We start from the raw sequence: 14892 nt of genomic DNA on the forward strand, positions 1-14892 counted from the left end.
GGGCCGCCATGTTGACCCGCAAGACCGCCGCGGTTGCCGCCGGTGCCGTGCTCGTGCTGGCCGCCTGCGGCGGCAGTGACAGCGACACTGAAATCATCAGCCCGCCACCCCCACCGCCGCCGGCGCCCACCGCGGTGCCCGACAGTGCCGTGGCATCGTCCACCGCCCTGGTGAGCTACCTGAAGGCGCAGAAGACCGACGACGAGACCACGGAGGCGCTGACGCTGCCGACAGTGGTGGTGTCGGTCAGCGAAACCGAAGAGCCCGTGAGCCTGTGAAGCACCTGCTCGCGCTGCTGCTGGCAATCCCGCTGGCGGTCTTGGCCGAACCTTTCGTCCCGAAGGACGACGCCGAGATCGTGCAGCGCCTGCCTTACCGCATCGACGCGGCCGAGCGCCAGCGCCGTGCGGCCTTGGCGCGCGACCCGGCACAGCTGCAGCTCGCCGTAGCCACTGCACGTGCGGCGCTGCAGCGCGCCCGCGTGCATGGCGACCCGCGCGAGCTCGGCGCGGCACAGGCCGCGCTGGCGCCGTGGTGGTGCCAGGCCGATGCACCCGCCGATGCCGTGCTGCTGCGCGCCCGCGTTCTGCAGGCGCGGCACGAGTTCGAGCCTGCCCTGGCCGAGCTGCACCGCCTGTTGGCGCGCGAAGATCTCGCGCCGGAGCATCGCGCCCAGGCCCTGCTCGACGCGGCCGCGTTGCATCAGCTGCGCGCCGAACTAACCGAGGCTCGCGCCTTGTGCGAACAGCTTCAACCCCTGGCCGCACTGCCGGCAACTGCCTGTCTGGCCGAGCTGGCCAGCCTGTCGGGACAGGGCCAAGCGGCGGCACAAACGCTGGCCCAGCTCAGCCCGGGCCGGTCCATCGCGCCCTGGCTTGCACTGATGCGTGCCGAGCTGGCGGAACGCCTCGGCAACGAAGCCACCGCGCCTGCCCTTTACCGTGCCGCGCTGGCCGGCGAGGACGAGGTCTACACGCGCGCCGCGCTGGCCGACTGGCTGCTGGCCCGCCAGCGCGCGGCCGAGGCCCTCGTGCTGGTCGAACGCAGCCCCGATGCCGAGGCCGATGCATTGCTGTTGCGCCAGGTCATCGCCTTGCGCCAGCTCGGCCGCGATGCGTCGGCGCCGACGGCCCTGATGCGCGAGCGCCTTGCCGCCGCCGACCGCCGCGAATCGGGCAAGCATGCGCGCGAGCAGGCCCGCTTTGCCCTCGATGTCGAGCAGCAGCCACGCGAGGCCCTGCGCCTGGCTCAGCTGAACTGGGCCATGCAACGCGAGCCTGTTGATGCGGTGCTGCTGCTGCGCGCTGCCCTCGCCGCTGGGCGCGATGGCGATGCGACGCGTGAGGAACTGGCGCGCGTGCTGCGCGGCAAGGGCTGGCAGGATGCACGCCTTGCCGCTCTTGATCGGCGTTTTGACCGGAGCTTCGCGCCGTGATCCGTTGTTTGTTGTGGCTGGCGCTGCTGCTGTGCGGTGTGGCCCAGGCCCACCAGGCCAGCGAGGCCTATCTCGTCTACCGCGTCGAAGGTGCGGCGGTCGAACAGCGCCTGGACATCGCCTTGCGCGACCTGGACCGCGACCTGGCGCTGGACGCCGATGGCGACGGCAACTTGAGCTGGGGCGAGGTGCGCCAGCGCTGGCCCGACATCGAAGCGCTGGCCATGGCCGGCCTGCGCTTCACCGCCGATGGCGCGGCCTGCACGCCGCAGGACCGTCCCCAACCCCAGCTTGACCAGCACAGCGACGGCATGCACGCCGTGCTCATCAGCCACTGGCTTTGCCGCGCCGCCGTGCATGAGCTCGACATCGACTACCGCCTCTTTGCCAGCACCGACACCGCCCACCGTGGCCTGGCCCGCCTCGTCGGCGCGGCGGGCGAGCCGCTGGTGCTGACGCCCGGCGCCGGCCCACAACGTCTGGCGCTGGACAGCCGCGGCTTCGGTGGCTTCGTCGTCGAGGGCATGGTCCATATCGCCAGCGGGCTGGACCATGTGCTTTTCCTCGTCACGCTGCTGCTGGTCGCCGTCTGGCGGCGCGAGGGCAAGGGCTGGGCGCCCCGTGCCAGCGGCCGCGCCGCGCTGGCCGAGACGCTCAAGCTTGTCACCGCCTTCACTCTGGCCCACTCCATCACCCTGGCGCTGGCGGCCAGCGGCGCCATCGACCCGCCGACCACCGTCGTCGAATCGCTGATCGCGCTGACCGTGCTGCTCGCCGCGCTCGACAACCTGCGGCCCTTTGTGCCTGGGCCGCGCTGGAGCATGGTCGGCCTCTTCGGCCTCGTGCACGGCGTCGGCTTTGCCGGGCCGCTGAAGGACCTGGGCCTGCGCGGCAGCGAACTGGTGCTGCCGCTGCTGGGCTTCAACCTCGGCGTCGAGCTGGGACAGCTTGCCGTCGTCGCGCTGCTGCTGCCACTGGCCCTGATGCTGCGCTCGGCGACCATCTACCGGCGCTGGATCGTGCCCGGTGGATCCAGCGCTGTCGCCGCGCTGGCCCTGCTCTGGTGTGTCGAGCGCAGCTTCGGGCTCAGCCTGCTGCCTTGAGCGGCCGCAGGCGGCTGCGCAGCAACGCCAGGTCGAAGCGGTAGAACACCGCCTGTATGCCGCGGCCCGATGCGCAAGTCGACAGCGCATCGTCGCCTTCGTGCATCCCGCCAGCCGTATCCCGCGCGCCCAGGCAAGCCAGCCCGGGCGGCAGCTGGGCCAGCAGCATCTGGGCCATGATGAGGCTGTCGGCATCGCCGACCAGGGCTTGGAGCGGGATGTCGACACTGCCGGTGGCGTCGTCCAAGTGCGTGGTCAGTGCCTGCTCCAGCCGCGCGCTGACGCCCAGCATGGCAGGCTCGGTGGCAAAGGCCATCGCGTCGGTGTCCAGCAGTGCGCTGATCAGGACGGCCATACTGCCTCCTGGCGCAGGTCGCTGCGCAGCGGTGTGATGCGGTAGCTGTAGCCCGGGCGCATCAGCAACTGCGGGAAGGCGCAGCGGCTGAAGCCATCGCCCACGACGTCGCCGGAGCGGTCGTGCAGCATCTCCCAGTAGAAGCCGAAGACCTGTGGCGGCTGGCGCCGCAGACGCGGCAGGCCGCAAGCCGGGCGGCTCGCATGAGGAATCCACAGATTTGGCACGGCATGCTCCCCGGGGCACACACAAGCGGCCCCTACATGCACAGACGCGCAAATCCGCGCGACCCGGTCACGCCGGCATGCACAAGCTAGGGGGAGGAGGTCAGCCTGCGGCGATGCCGGCGGTCACGTGACCCGCGGGCACGTGGGCGGCCGCACTCGTGACATGGCCGACCTGATCGTCGAAGAAGAAGTCGGGCTCGAACTCGCGCAGGAATTCCCCCTTGGCCAGGCCGCCGAGAAACATGGCCTCGTCGACCTCGATCTGCCAGTCCATCAGCGTGCGGATGGCGCGCTCGTGAGCCGGTGCGCTGCGCGCAGTGACGAGGGCCGTGCGTACCTTCATGCCGTTGGCGTGTGAATGCTGCAGCCGGTGCAGCGCCTCCAGCATCGGCTTGAAGGGCCCGGCCTGTAGCGGCAGGTGGGCGCGCTGCAGTTCATGCTCGCGAAAGGCCGCCAGGCCGTCGCGCTGGAACACCTGCTCCGCTTCGTCGGAGAACAGCACCGCGTCGCCGTCGAAGGCAATGCGCAATTCCTTGGGATGCGCTGCCGAGGCCCGCGCCGCCAGCGGCATCACGCGCGCTGCGGCCACGCCGGCGCCGAGGGCCTGGCGCACATCGGCCTCGTTGGTGGACAAAAAGAGCTGGGCCGACAGCGGCTTCAGGTAGCGCCAGGGCGAGGCGCCACGCGTGAACACGCCGCGCTCGATGGGCAGGCCGTAGTGCTTGGCCGAGCGGAACACGCGCATGCCCGAGATCGGGTCGTTGCGCGACAGCACGACGACCTCCACCTGGGGTGCGCCACCGGCGTTGAAGGCCAGCAGTTTCTCCACCAGCGAGAAGGCCACGCCGGGCGGAGCCGGTTCGTCCAGGCGCTGCTGCTGCAGGGCCATGTAGGCATGGTCGTCGCCGGCCTCGAAGACCTCGTTCTCGGCCTCGAAGTCGAAGAGGGCGCGTGACGAGATGGCGACGACGAGTTGACCGGAGAGCGTGGCTGGCATGGCGGTCGATGATAGGGCTCGACGCCCGGGCCACGCCTTCCTAGACTCGCCGCGTTTTCAACTCGAAAGACTTGCCCATGCGCGCTGCTGCCCTTGCCATGCTGCCCATCCTCGCCGCCTGCGCCAGCAAGCCGGTGCCGCCTCAAGTGCCTGCCGCGTTGCAGCCCCCTGCCGGGCAGGTGCTGCAGCTCGAGGCGTTGGCCCAGGGCTGGCAGATCTACGAATGCCAGGCCAAGGCCGATGGCAGCGGCACCGCCTGGGTCTTCAAGGCGCCCGAGGCCACGCTGGCCGACCGCGCGGGGCGGCCGCTGGGCAAGCATTACGCCGGTCCGACCTGGGAGGGGCTGGATGGCAGCACGGTCGTCGGCGAGGTCAAGGCCCGCGACCCGGGCCCGGACGCGAAGGCCATCCCCTGGCTGCTGCTCGCGGCCAAGAGCAATGGCGGCAGCGGCGTCTTCAGCACGACGAAGAGCATCCAGCGCGTCACGACGGTCGGTGGCGTCGCGCCCGCCGAGGCCTGCACGGCGGCCGGCCAGGTCGTGCGCGTCACCTACACGGCGACCTACTACTTCTACCGCTAGATCACGGCCAGCGCGGTGGCGAGGTCGCGCCGCAGGTCGTCCGTGGCCTCGATGCCTACGGACAGGCGCACCAGCGAGTCCGTGATGCCCAGCCGCGCCCGCGTCTCGGGCGGAATGGAGGCGTGGGTCATCAAGGCGGGCAGCGAGATCAGGCTCTCGACGCCACCCAGGCTCTCGGCCAGCGTGAACAGCTCTACGCGCTGCAGAAAGCGGCGCGCACCGGCCAGGTCGGCCTTCAGCGCGACGCTGATCATGCCGCCGCCGCCGCGCATCTGGCGCTTGGCCAGGGCGTGCTGCGGGTGGCTTTCCAGGCCGGGGTAGAGCACACGCTCGACCTGGGGCTGCGCGGCCAGCCAGGTCGCCAATTCGGCGGCGCTGGCGTTGTGCCTCTCCATGCGCAATGCCAGCGTCTTGAGGCCACGCAGCGCGAGGAAGCTGTCGAAGGGCCCGGCCACCGAGCCGACGGCGTTGTGCAGAAACTCGAGCTTCTCGCGCAGCTCGGCCTGGCGCGGCTCTCCACCCACGACCGCAATGCCGCCGATGACGTCGCTGTGGCCGTTGAGGTATTTGGTCGCCGAGTGCACGACGAGGTCGAAGCCCAGTTCCAGCGGGCGCTGGGCCCAGGGGCTGGCGAAAGTGTTGTCCGCCACGGCCAGCGCGCCGTGCTCGCGGGCGACGCGGGCTATGGCTGCCAGGTCGCTCAGGCGCAGCAGCGGGTTGCTGGGCGTCTCGATCCAGATCAGCTTCGTGTCGGGCTGCAGCGCGGCGCGCACGGCCTCGGTGTCGCGGCTGTCCACATAGCTCACGCGCAGGCCGGCGCTGTGCTTGCGCACGCGCTCGAAGAGGCGGTAGCTGCCACCGTAGAGGTCATCGCCCGCAACGATGTGCGAGCCGGCCGGCAGGGTGTCCAGCACCGTCGCCATCGCGGCCAGGCCGGAAGCGAAGGCATAGGCCTGGGCGCCGCCTTCGAGGTCGGCGACGGCGCGCTCCCAGGCCTGGCGGGTCGGGTTGTGGGTGCGGCCGTACTCGTAGCCGGTGTGCTCGCCCGGGCCGTGCTGGCGGTAGGTGGAGCTGACCGAGATGGGCGGCATGACGGCGCCGGTGACGGCGTCGGGCGTCTGGCCGGCATGGATGACGCGGGTGTTGAAGTCGAGTTGATCGCTCATCGCGCGATCTCCTTGCGCAGATGGTTGATGAGGTCGAAGCGGGTGACGAGGCCGTGGAAGCCGGCGTCGTCCGCAATGACGGCCACGAGGCCGCGGCGCAACTGCTCGTTCAGTTCGGTGAGCGACGCGCTGGGCGCCAGCGTGATGACGTCGGTATTCATCGCGCTCTGCACCAGGGCGCCAAACGCGGCCGGGTCGGCATGTAGCCGGGCCAGCAGGTCGGACTCGTCCAGCAGCCCGACGAGGCGGTCGCCGTCGAGCACCGGCAATTGCGACACATCGGCCTGGCGCATGCGCGAGAAGGCGGTCTGCAGCGTGTCGTCCGGCCCGACCGACACGACGCCGCCGCTGGTCACCGGGCGCGAGATCAGGTCGCGCAGGTCGCCCAGGCGCGGGCGCGTCAGCAGGCCCTGGTCGAACATCCAATGGTCGTTGTAGACCTTGGACAGGTAGCGCGTGCCGGTGTCGCAGACGAAGGTGACGACGCGCTTCGGCGTAGTCTGCTCGCGGCAGTAGCGCAGCGCCGCCGCCAGCAGCGTGCCGGTTGACGAGCCGGCCAGGATGCCCTCGGCGCGGTAGAGCTCGCGCGCGGTGGCGAAGCTGTCGGTGTCGCTGATGCTGTAGGCCGTGCGTACCGGCCTGAGGTCGGCGATGGGCGGGATGAAGTCCTCGCCGATGCCTTCCACCGCCCACGAGCCGGCGTCACCGAATTTGCCGGTGTCGATGTAGTCCTTCAGGATGGAGCCGACCGGATCGGCCAGCACCATCTCGATGCCGGGGCGCACGCGCTGGAAGAAACGACCGAGGCCGGTGATGGTGCCGCCCGAGCCGACGCCGCAGACGATGGCGTCGACGTCGTGGCCCATCTGCTGCCAGATCTCGGGCGCCGTCGTCGTCTCGTGGGCCAGCGGGTTGGCGGGGTTGTTGAACTGGTCGGCATACCAGGCGCCGGGGATTTCGCGCACCAGGCGGGCGGCCACGTCCTGGTAGTAGGCCGGGTGGCCCTTGCCGACGTCGGAGCGTGTCAGGTGCACGCGGGCACCGAGAGCCTTGAGTTGCAGCACTTTCTCGGCGGACATCTTGTCGGGCACCACCAGCGCCACCTGGTAGCCCTTGGCACGCGCCACCAGGGCCAGGCCCAGGCCGGTATTGCCGGCGGTGGCTTCCACCACCGTGCCACCGGGTTTGAGCAAGCCCTCGCGCTCGGCCGTCTCGATCATGGCCAGGCCGATGCGGTCCTTGATGGAGCCGCCGGGGTTCTGGGATTCGAGCTTGAGGAAGAGCTGGCAGGGGCCGGTGTCCAGGCGCAGCACCGGCAACAGCGGCGTGTTGCCGATGAGGTCCAGCACGGCGGGCCGGGCCTCGAGCGGGAGTCGAGCGTTCATGACGAGTCGGGCCGCGGGTCGGGCGCGGCCAATTTGGGCTAGACCTCGCAGGATACGAAGGGAGGCTTCGCGCGCAATCCCGTTTTTCGCATGAGCTTGCGCGGTTTTCGACCGCGCCCCGCCGCACAAGCAAATGCGAAAAGCATCGTTCACGGCGGCTTATGTGATTCCTAGCATGCGACCACTTGTTCTCCAGGAATCCAGATGACTCTCTCCCGCCGCGTAATCACCCAGGCCTTGGTCGCTGCCGGCCTCTTTGCAGTGCAGGTCGCCCACGCCGACCAGCTCGACGACATCAAGAAGAAGGGCGAGCTCGTGGTCGGCGTGCTCGGCACCGACGAGCCCAACAGCTTCATCGACCCCAAGACGCGCGAAATCATTGGCTACGAGGTCGATCTGGCCCGCGCCATCGCCACCCGGCTGGGCGTGAAGCTGCAGATCAAGCAGCTCGCCGTCGCTGCGCGCATCCCCGAGCTGCAGCAAGGCCACGTGGACCTGCTGGCCGCATCGCTGACCCACAACAAGGAACGCGAGGCTGTCATCGACTTCTCGTTGACGACCTTCGTCACCGGCCAGAAGGTGCTGGTCAAGGCCGACAGCGGTATCCAGAACGTAGCCGCGCTCGCCGGCAAGAAGGTCGTCACCATCAAGGGCGGCACGCAGGAGCCCAATATTCGCAAGGCCGTACCTCAGGTCGACGTCGTCACCTTCGACACCGGCCCGCAGGCCTTCCAGGCGCTGCAGCAGGGCAAGGGCGTGGCCTTTGTCAACGATGAGGTCTCGCTGCTGGATCAGCACGCCAAGCTCGGCGCGGCGTCGGCGCAGTACCGCATCCTGGAACAGAACATCAGCGTCGAGCCCCTGGCCATCGGCATTCGCAAGGGCGAGAAGCGCCTGAAGGCCGAGGTCGATGCGGCGCTGAGCGGCCTGGAGAAGGGTGGCGAAGCCGACAAGCTGTTCGTCAAGTGGTATGGCCCGGACACGCGTCTGAAGTTCCCCAAGCGCACCTTCAAGATCGACAGCGACAAGGTCGAAAGCTGATTCGTCCGTCTGTCTGATTGCAGCCGCCGCCTCACGAGGGCCGGCGGCTGCCTCGTTTCTGGTGAGCCCCCCGATGCCCGTCCTTTCCTTTGCCCCGCTGCTGCAGGGCGACTACCTCACCTGGCTGCTGCAAGGCCTGCGCCTGTCGCTGCTGCTGACCGGCCTGACGCTGCTGACCGCGCTGCCTTTGGCTGTCTTCATCGCGTTGCTGCGCCTGTCACCGTGGCGCGCGTTGCGCGTCATCGGAGAAGGCTATGTCGAGGCCGTGCGCTGCGTGCCGCTGCTGGTACACATGCTGTTCTGGTACTTTGGCGCGCCGGAGCTGCTGCCCGCCGGCATCAAGGAAAAGGTCTACGCCGGCAATATCGAGATCCTCAGCGCCTGGGCCGCGCTGACGCTGTACACGGCCGCCTACATGAGCGAGGACATCCGCTCCGGGGTGCGTGCCGTGCCCGGCGCCCAGCTGGATGCGGCCATGGCCCTGGGCTTCAGCTTCCTCGCCGGCATGCGCCTGGTCGTGCTGCCGCAGGCCCTGCGCATCACGCTGCCACCGCTGCTGTCACAGACGCTCAACCTCTGGAAGAACACCAGCATTGCCACCGTCATCGGCGCGGCCGAGCTGATGACGCAGGCCCAGCGCGTCGAGTCGGCGAGCTTTCGCGGCTTCGAGACCTTTGCCCTCGTCACGGTGGCCTATCTGTCGGTGTCGCTGGTGCTGACCGGCCTGGCGCAATGGGCCCAGCATGTCGTGTCGCCGCAGGGGGCCAAACGTTGAGCGAACTCGTCGAAACCTACTGGCTCTATTTCCTCGTCGGGCAGTATCCGCACGGGCCACTCGGTGGCCTGGCGTTGACGGTGATCCTGGCCACGCTGGGCCTGGTGCTGGCGCTGCCGCTGGGCGTGCTGCTGGGCCTGGCCCGCTTCAGCCCCAGCCGCTGGCTGCGCCTGCCGGTGACCGGCTGGGTCTGGGTGGTGCGCGGCACGCCGCTGCTGATGGTGGTGTTCTGGGCCTATTTCTTCCTGCCCACGGTGACCGGCCACAAGACCGACCAGTTCAGCACCATGCTGGTCGCGCTGATCGTCTTCGACGCCGCCTATCTTGCAGAAATCGTCCACGCCGGCCTGCAGGCCCTGCCGAGGGGCCAGCTGCAGGCGTCAATGTCGCTGGGCATGACGCGCGGCCAGGCGCTGCATTCGGTGCTGCTGCCCCAGGCCTTGCGCCACATGCTGCCCTCGCTGATCAACCAGTTCGTCGCAACCATCAAGGAGACGTCGCTGGGCACCATCATCGGCCTCTCCGAGCTGTCCTTCATCGCCAACCAGATCAACGCCCAGGTGCTGGTCAAGCCGGTGGAGATCTACCTGACGCTGGCGGGTTGCTACTTCGTCATGTGCTTCGGGCTGACGCGCGTGGCCAGGATGGCCGAACGGCGCCTCGTCGCGCCGTAGTGCATGACCGCGCGACCGCCGTGGATCCGGCTTTGCCGGTCCACCAGCGGTTGCCAAGCCCAGAGGCCTTGTCCTTCGCCAGGCATAAACAGTCCTCAGGACTGTTTGTGTCCGGGCTCAGCCCCCTTGAGGGGGCCGCAGCTTCGCTGCGGTAGGGGGTGGTCTATTTCACCCAGGTGTTCAGCTGGATGATAGGCAGCAGTACCGCCAGCACGATCAGCAGCACCACCGCGCCCATCGCCACGATGAGCAGCGGTTCGAGCAGCGTCGCCGCGGCCATCGAGCGGCGCTGCACCTCGACGCCCAACTGGCGCGCCGCGCGGCCCAGCATCTCGGGCAGTTGGCCGGTCTGCTCGCCCAGGCGGGCGAACATCGCCAGGATGCCAGGGAAGCGCTTCTTGCCGGCCAGGGCCGAGCCGAGCGGCGCGCCTTCGCGAACCTGCACCAGGGCGTCCAGCGCATCGGCCTGCATGGCGCGGTTGGACAGGGTCTCGGCCGCCGCCTGCAGCGCCTTCAGGATGGGCACGCCGGCACCGGCCAGCATGGCCAGCGTGCCGGCAAAGCGGGCGGCGTTGTAGCCGCGCGCCAGTCGCCCGACCAGGGGCAGGCCGAGGATGCCCGCGTCGAAGCGCAGCCGGAAGGCCGGCGCCTTCAACGCGAAGCGCAGCGCCACGCCGCCGGCGACGAGGACGGCGAGCATGGCCCAGCCCCAGCTGCGCACGAAGTCGCTGACGGCGAGCATCGCGACCGTCAACGCGGGCAGGGCGCGCTTGGAGCTGGTGAACACGGTCGCGATCTGCGGCACCACGTAGGTGACGAGGAAGATGACGATCAGCACCGAGATGAAGGAGACGATAGCCGGGTAGGCCATGGCGCCGATGAGCTTGGCCTTCAGGTCCTGGCGCTCCTCGAGGTCGTCGGCGAGCTTCTCCAGCACCTGGCCCAGCGCGCCGCTCTGTTCGCCGGCAGCCACGACGCCGCGATAGACCTCGTCGAACTCGCGCGGCGCCAGGCCCAGCGCCCGCGCGAAAGTCGAGCCGGCATTGACCTCGGCCTTCAATTGCGAGATCAGCTCGCGCTGCTTGGTGTCCTCGCTCTCGTCAGCCAGGGCTGTCAGCGCACGCTCGATGGGCAGGCTGGAGCCGACCAGGCCGGCGAGCTGGCGCGTCCAGACGGCCAGCGCCGTCGTGCTGAAGACGCGGCGGGTGAAGCGGCTGCCTTCCTGGGTGCCGTGCTGCTGCACCATCTCGATCGACAGTGGCGTCAGGCCTTGCGCACGCACCATGGCACGCGCCGCACGCGGGTTGTCGGCCTCGATCAGGCCGCTGCTCTGGCGGCCGGCGTCGGTGAGGGCTTCGTATTTGTAGGCGGGCATGGTGTGGTCAGCAGCGCCCGCCGGGTCGCCCCCAGGGCGCTGACGCCCCCTCGGGGGGCAGAGAGCGAAGCGAGCGTGGGGGCTGCTTGATCATTCGCGAGTGACCCGAAGCACTTCTTCCAAAGAGGTGATGCCGGCGTTGATCAAGCGCTCGCCGTCCTCGCGCATGGAGCGCAGGCCGTTGGCCTCGGCGGCGGCCTGCAGCTGGCTCTCCGGCGCTCGGTTGTGGATGAGGCTGCGCACGGCTTCGTCGGCCACCATCAGCTCATACACGCCTGTGCGGCCCTTGTAGCCCGTGTGGCCGCAGGCATCGCAACCGACGGGGTGCCAGCGGTCATGGTCGTCCTGGCGTTTGCAGACGGGGCACAGCCGCCGCACCAGGCGCTGGGCCAGCACGCCGAGCAGCGAGCTGCTCAGCAGGAAGGGCTCGACACCCATGTCGGTCAGGCGTGTGACGGCGCTGGGCGCGTCGTTCGTGTGCAGCGTGGCCAGCACCAAGTGGCCGGTCAGCGAGGCCTGGATGGCAATCTGCGCGGTCTCGTAATCGCGGATTTCGCCGATCATGATGACGTCCGGGTCCTGGCGCAGGATGGCGCGCAGGGCCTTGGCGAAGGTCAGGTCGATCTTGCTGTTGACCTGGGTCTGGCCGATGCCGGGCAGCTCGTACTCGATCGGGTCCTCGACGGTCAGCACATTGGTCGTGCTGGTGTCGACGGTCTGCAGCGAGGCGTACAGCGAGGTCGTCTTGCCCGAGCCGGTCGGGCCGGTGACCAGGACGATGCCGTGGGGCTGTTGCACCAGCTTCTTGAAGGCGGTCAGCACGTTGCCGTCCATGCCCAGGCCCTCGAGCGTGAACTTGGATTCGCTCTTGTCCAGCAGGCGCAGCACCGCGCGTTCGCCGTGCGCCGAGGGCAGGGTGGACACGCGCACGTCGATGGCCCGCCCGCCGATGCGCAGCGAGATGCGGCCGTCCTGCGGCAGGCGCTTCTCGGCGATGTCGAGCTCGGCCATGATCTTCAGCCGCGAGATCAGCGCGGCGTGCAGGCCACGGTTGGGCTGCACCACTTCGCGCAGCGTGCCGTCGACGCGGAAGCGCACCGACGAAGCGCGCTCATAGGGTTCGATGTGGATGTCGCTCGCGCCGTCCTTGGCCGCCTGGGTCAGCAGGGCGTTCAGCATGCGGATGATGGGCGCGTCGTTGGCCGCTTCGAGCAGGTCTTCCACGGCCGGCAGGTCCTGCATCATGCGCGACAGGTCCACCGCGCTCTCGACCTCGCCGACGACGACGGCTGCGCTCGATTCACTGCCGGCATAGGCGGCGTTGATGCGCTCGGCCAGCGACGTGACGGCTTCGGATTCGAGCCGGTCCACCGCGTACTGGCGCTGCACCTCGGACAGCGTGGCCCAGCCGACCTCGGGCGGCGCCCACAGCGTCAGCGTGCTGCCGTCGTCCTCCAGCAGCACGGTGTTGGCCTTGGCGAAGGCGTAGGGCAGGGGGTGGCGGGTGGCGGCCATGGATCGATCGCTTACTGTGGCGATTGCTGCGGCGATTGCTGCTGCTGTGGCGGTGGCTGCAGCGACGGTTGCGGCAGCGCCTTGTTCGGCGGCGAAGTCTTGGGCTCGGGCAGCACCGGCGCGCCGGTGTCCGGCAGCACGAGGCTCTTCTGCGGCTGGCTGAGCTGCTGCACGCCGCGGATGCTTTCGTAGCGGTCCAGCGTCAGCTGGTTGGCGCTGTCGGCGTTGCGCATGACGACGGGGCGCAGGAAGACCATCAGGTTGGTCTTCACGCGCTTGCGGCTCTTGCTGCTGAAGAGGTTGCCGATCAGTGGGATCTTGGACAGCCCGGGCACGCCGTCGTCGCCGTCGGTGTACTCATCCTTCAGCAGGCCGCCGAGCACGATGATGTCGCCGTCATCGACGACGACGCTGGTCTCGATGGCGCTCTTGTCCAGCGTCGGGCCGGTGGTGCTGTTGGAGCCGGGCACCACGGAGGAATTCTCCTGGTAGACCACCATGCGCACGGTGCCGCCTTCGCCGATCTGGCTCTTGATCTTCAGCGTCAGGCCCACGTCCTTGCGGTCCACGGTCGTGAACGGGTTGACGGTGCCACCGGTCGTCGTGCCGCTGGCGTAGGAGCCCGTCACGAAGGGCACGTTCTGGCCGATGACGATGCGCGCTTCCTCGTTGTCCAGCGCCACGAGGTTGGGCGTGGACAGCACGTTGGCGCCGCTCTGGCTTTCGAAGAAATTGGCCACGGCGCCGAGGGTGTAGAAGTCGCCGACCTTTTTCAGAACGCCGATGTTCAGGCCGGTGGGCGCCGAGCCTGAACTCAGCGCCGGACCCACGGTGGAGCGGCCACCGGCGACGGCCACCGTGCCGTTGATGATGTTGGCCAGGCCCGAGCCGAAATTGGTGCCGGCGCCGGTGATGGTGCTGTCGCCCTTGTTGCCGAACAGGTTCTGCCACTGCACGCCGAACTGGGCCGCCTTGGTGTTGTCGATCTTGACGATCAGCGACTCGACGTAGATCTGGGCGCGGCGCGAATCGAGCTGCTCGATGACGGCGCGCACCTGCCGGTACAGCGGCTCGGCAGCCGTGATGATCAGTGAGTTGGTCGACGGGTCGGCCTGCACGAAGCCGCCGGTGGACGGGCCGGCTGACTGCGTCAGCGGCGTCGTCGCGGCGGTCGAGCTCATGCCGCCGGTGTTGCTGTTGGCGGCGTTGCCGCCGGTCAGCGAGGGCGAGGCGCCAGTCAGCGAGCCGCTGCCGCTGAGGCTGGACGTGCCCGAGGAACTGCCGCCACTGCTGCTGCCCGACGAGGCGGCGCCGAAGGCCGCACGCAGCACGGTGGCCAGCTTGGTGGCGTCGGCGTTCTTCAGGTAGACGACGCGGATATTGTTGCCGCCGCCATCGCCGCTGGGCTGGTCGAGCTTGTCGACCATCGAACGTACCGCGGCCAGGCGGGCCGGGTTGCTGGCGCGCAGGATGAGGCCGTTGGAGCGCGGGTCGACGAGCACGTTGACGGCGCTGCTGCTCTGGCCGGGCACGGCCCCGCCGACGGCCGCACCGCCATCGGCCAGGCGCTGCACCAGCGGTGCCAGGTCGGCGGCGACGGCGTTCTTCAGCGGCACGATCTCGATGTCGCTGGTACCCGGCGTGTCCATCGCCGCGATGATCTTGGCGATGCGCTGCAGGTTGTCCGCGTAGTCGGTGATGATCAGGCTGTTATTGCCCGGGTTGGCATTGATGGTGTTGTTGGGGCTGATCAGCGGGCGCAGCACGGCGACGAGGTTGTTCGCGTTTTCGTGCTGGATGCGGAAGATCTGAGTCAGGATCTGGTCGCCACGCACGGCGCTGGTCTCGACGGCCACCGAGCCGGCCTGCAGCTTGGCGTCGGGCTCGGGCAGCACCTTCAAGAGGCCGGCCGTCTCGACGACCGTGAAGCCCAGGCCGCGCAGCGCTGCGAGGTAGTTGAGGTAAGCCTCGCGCACCGACACCGGCTGCTCGCTGTAGACCGTGATCGTGCCCTTGACGCGCGGGTCGATGATGATCTGGCGGTCCAGCATGACGCCGATGGCGCGGGTGACGGCCTCGATGTCGGCGTTGACGAAGTTCAGTGTGACCGGCGAGCTGGCGCGCACGGCGGGGCCTTTGCCCGAGCCTGGCCGGCCGCGCTGCACAGTGGCGCTGTCGGGCTGGGCGAACGCGCTGCCTGCGGACGTCAGCAGCACGGAGAGCGCGGTAGCCGAAGCGACGGCGGTGCGTTGGAAATTCATGA

The 14892-nt window shown here is 69.1% G+C and carries 15 protein-coding genes; 7 read left to right on the forward strand and 8 right to left on the reverse strand.

The window, feature by feature from the left end; translation table 11 throughout:
• Positions 1-8: 8 nt before the first annotated feature.
• Genes ACXJLH_RS06395 through ACXJLH_RS06405 form a run of 3 tightly spaced genes read left to right on the forward strand, consistent with a single transcriptional unit; the run spans position 9 to position 2538 of the window.
• On the forward strand, positions 9-278 hold the full coding sequence (locus tag ACXJLH_RS06395) for a hypothetical protein (protein ID WP_457443021.1): 270 nt from the start codon (positions 9-11) through the stop codon (positions 276-278).
• Positions 275-1435: a hypothetical protein gene (locus ACXJLH_RS06400; RefSeq protein ID WP_457443022.1), complete on the forward strand. Its 1161-nt coding sequence runs from the start codon at positions 275-277 to the stop codon at positions 1433-1435. The genes ACXJLH_RS06395 and ACXJLH_RS06400 overlap by 4 nt, the downstream gene beginning before the upstream one ends.
• Positions 1432-2538: a HupE/UreJ family protein gene (locus ACXJLH_RS06405; RefSeq protein ID WP_457443024.1), complete on the forward strand. Its 1107-nt coding sequence runs from the start codon at positions 1432-1434 to the stop codon at positions 2536-2538. The genes ACXJLH_RS06400 and ACXJLH_RS06405 overlap by 4 nt, the downstream gene beginning before the upstream one ends.
• On the opposite strand, the gene ACXJLH_RS06410 is transcribed toward ACXJLH_RS06405, so the two are convergent.
• The 3 genes from ACXJLH_RS06410 to ACXJLH_RS06420 all read right to left on the reverse strand — a co-directional run bounded on the left by ACXJLH_RS06410 (position 2522) and on the right by ACXJLH_RS06420 (position 4117).
• Entirely contained in the window at positions 2522-2893 is a 372-nt protein-coding gene (locus ACXJLH_RS06410) for a hypothetical protein (protein WP_457443026.1), read from the reverse strand. The genes ACXJLH_RS06405 and ACXJLH_RS06410 overlap by 17 nt on opposite strands.
• The gene (locus tag ACXJLH_RS06415) at positions 2881-3120 is read right to left on the reverse strand and encodes a hypothetical protein (RefSeq protein WP_157282021.1); all 240 of its coding nucleotides are present in this window, start codon (positions 3118-3120) and stop codon (positions 2881-2883) included. The genes ACXJLH_RS06410 and ACXJLH_RS06415 overlap by 13 nt, the downstream gene beginning before the upstream one ends.
• 100 nt (positions 3121-3220) lie before the next feature.
• Positions 3221-4117: a 5'-nucleotidase gene (locus tag ACXJLH_RS06420; RefSeq protein WP_056203196.1), complete on the reverse strand. Its 897-nt coding sequence runs from the start codon at positions 4115-4117 to the stop codon at positions 3221-3223.
• Positions 4118-4194: 77 nt separating this feature from the next.
• Between ACXJLH_RS06420 and ACXJLH_RS06425 the strand changes: the two genes are divergently transcribed.
• Positions 4195-4698 carry a DUF3455 domain-containing protein gene (locus ACXJLH_RS06425; RefSeq protein ID WP_056203198.1) on the forward strand — a complete coding sequence of 168 codons (504 nt, stop codon included), beginning with the start codon at positions 4195-4197 and terminating at the stop codon, positions 4696-4698.
• Here the strand turns inward: ACXJLH_RS06425 and ACXJLH_RS06430 are convergent.
• On the reverse strand, positions 4695-5864 hold the full coding sequence (locus ACXJLH_RS06430) for a trans-sulfuration enzyme family protein (RefSeq protein WP_457443028.1): 1170 nt from the start codon (positions 5862-5864) through the stop codon (positions 4695-4697). The two genes, ACXJLH_RS06425 and ACXJLH_RS06430, sit on opposite strands and share 4 nt — an antisense overlap.
• A complete protein-coding gene (locus ACXJLH_RS06435; protein ID WP_056203203.1) occupies positions 5861-7249 on the reverse strand; it encodes a pyridoxal-phosphate dependent enzyme in 1389 nt (462 codons plus the stop codon). The genes ACXJLH_RS06430 and ACXJLH_RS06435 overlap by 4 nt, the downstream gene beginning before the upstream one ends.
• Before the next feature lie 204 nt (positions 7250-7453).
• Here ACXJLH_RS06435 and ACXJLH_RS06440 point away from each other — a divergent pair, with 204 nt between their 5' ends.
• The 3 genes from ACXJLH_RS06440 to ACXJLH_RS06450 all read left to right on the forward strand — a co-directional run bounded on the left by ACXJLH_RS06440 (position 7454) and on the right by ACXJLH_RS06450 (position 9739).
• On the forward strand, positions 7454-8290 hold the full coding sequence (locus ACXJLH_RS06440; protein ID WP_457350067.1) for an ABC transporter substrate-binding protein: 837 nt from the start codon (positions 7454-7456) through the stop codon (positions 8288-8290).
• A gap of 73 nt (positions 8291-8363) precedes the next feature.
• The gene (locus ACXJLH_RS06445; protein WP_457443030.1) at positions 8364-9065 is read left to right on the forward strand and encodes an amino acid ABC transporter permease; all 702 of its coding nucleotides are present in this window, start codon (positions 8364-8366) and stop codon (positions 9063-9065) included.
• Positions 9023-9739: an amino acid ABC transporter permease gene (locus ACXJLH_RS06450; protein ID WP_457443032.1), complete on the forward strand. Its 717-nt coding sequence runs from the start codon at positions 9023-9025 to the stop codon at positions 9737-9739. Before ACXJLH_RS06445 ends, ACXJLH_RS06450 begins: the two co-directional genes overlap by 43 nt.
• A 163-nt stretch (positions 9740-9902) precedes the next feature.
• Here ACXJLH_RS06450 and gspF read toward each other — a convergent pair whose 3' ends face one another.
• From gspF to gspD, 3 genes are all read right to left on the reverse strand, one after another.
• The gene (gspF, locus tag ACXJLH_RS06455) at positions 9903-11114 is read right to left on the reverse strand and encodes a type II secretion system inner membrane protein GspF (protein WP_457322903.1); all 1212 of its coding nucleotides are present in this window, start codon (positions 11112-11114) and stop codon (positions 9903-9905) included.
• A 90-nt stretch (positions 11115-11204) separates the two neighbouring features.
• Positions 11205-12629, reverse strand: coding sequence for a type II secretion system ATPase GspE (gene gspE, locus ACXJLH_RS06460; protein ID WP_457443034.1), 1425 nt, complete (start codon positions 12627-12629; stop codon positions 11205-11207).
• 11 nt (positions 12630-12640) lie between these two features.
• Positions 12641-14890, reverse strand: coding sequence for a type II secretion system secretin GspD (gspD, locus tag ACXJLH_RS06465; protein WP_457350059.1), 2250 nt, complete (start codon positions 14888-14890; stop codon positions 12641-12643).
• Positions 14891-14892 lie beyond the last annotated feature (2 nt).

The organism is Roseateles sp. P5_E4 (genome assembly GCF_054049255.1).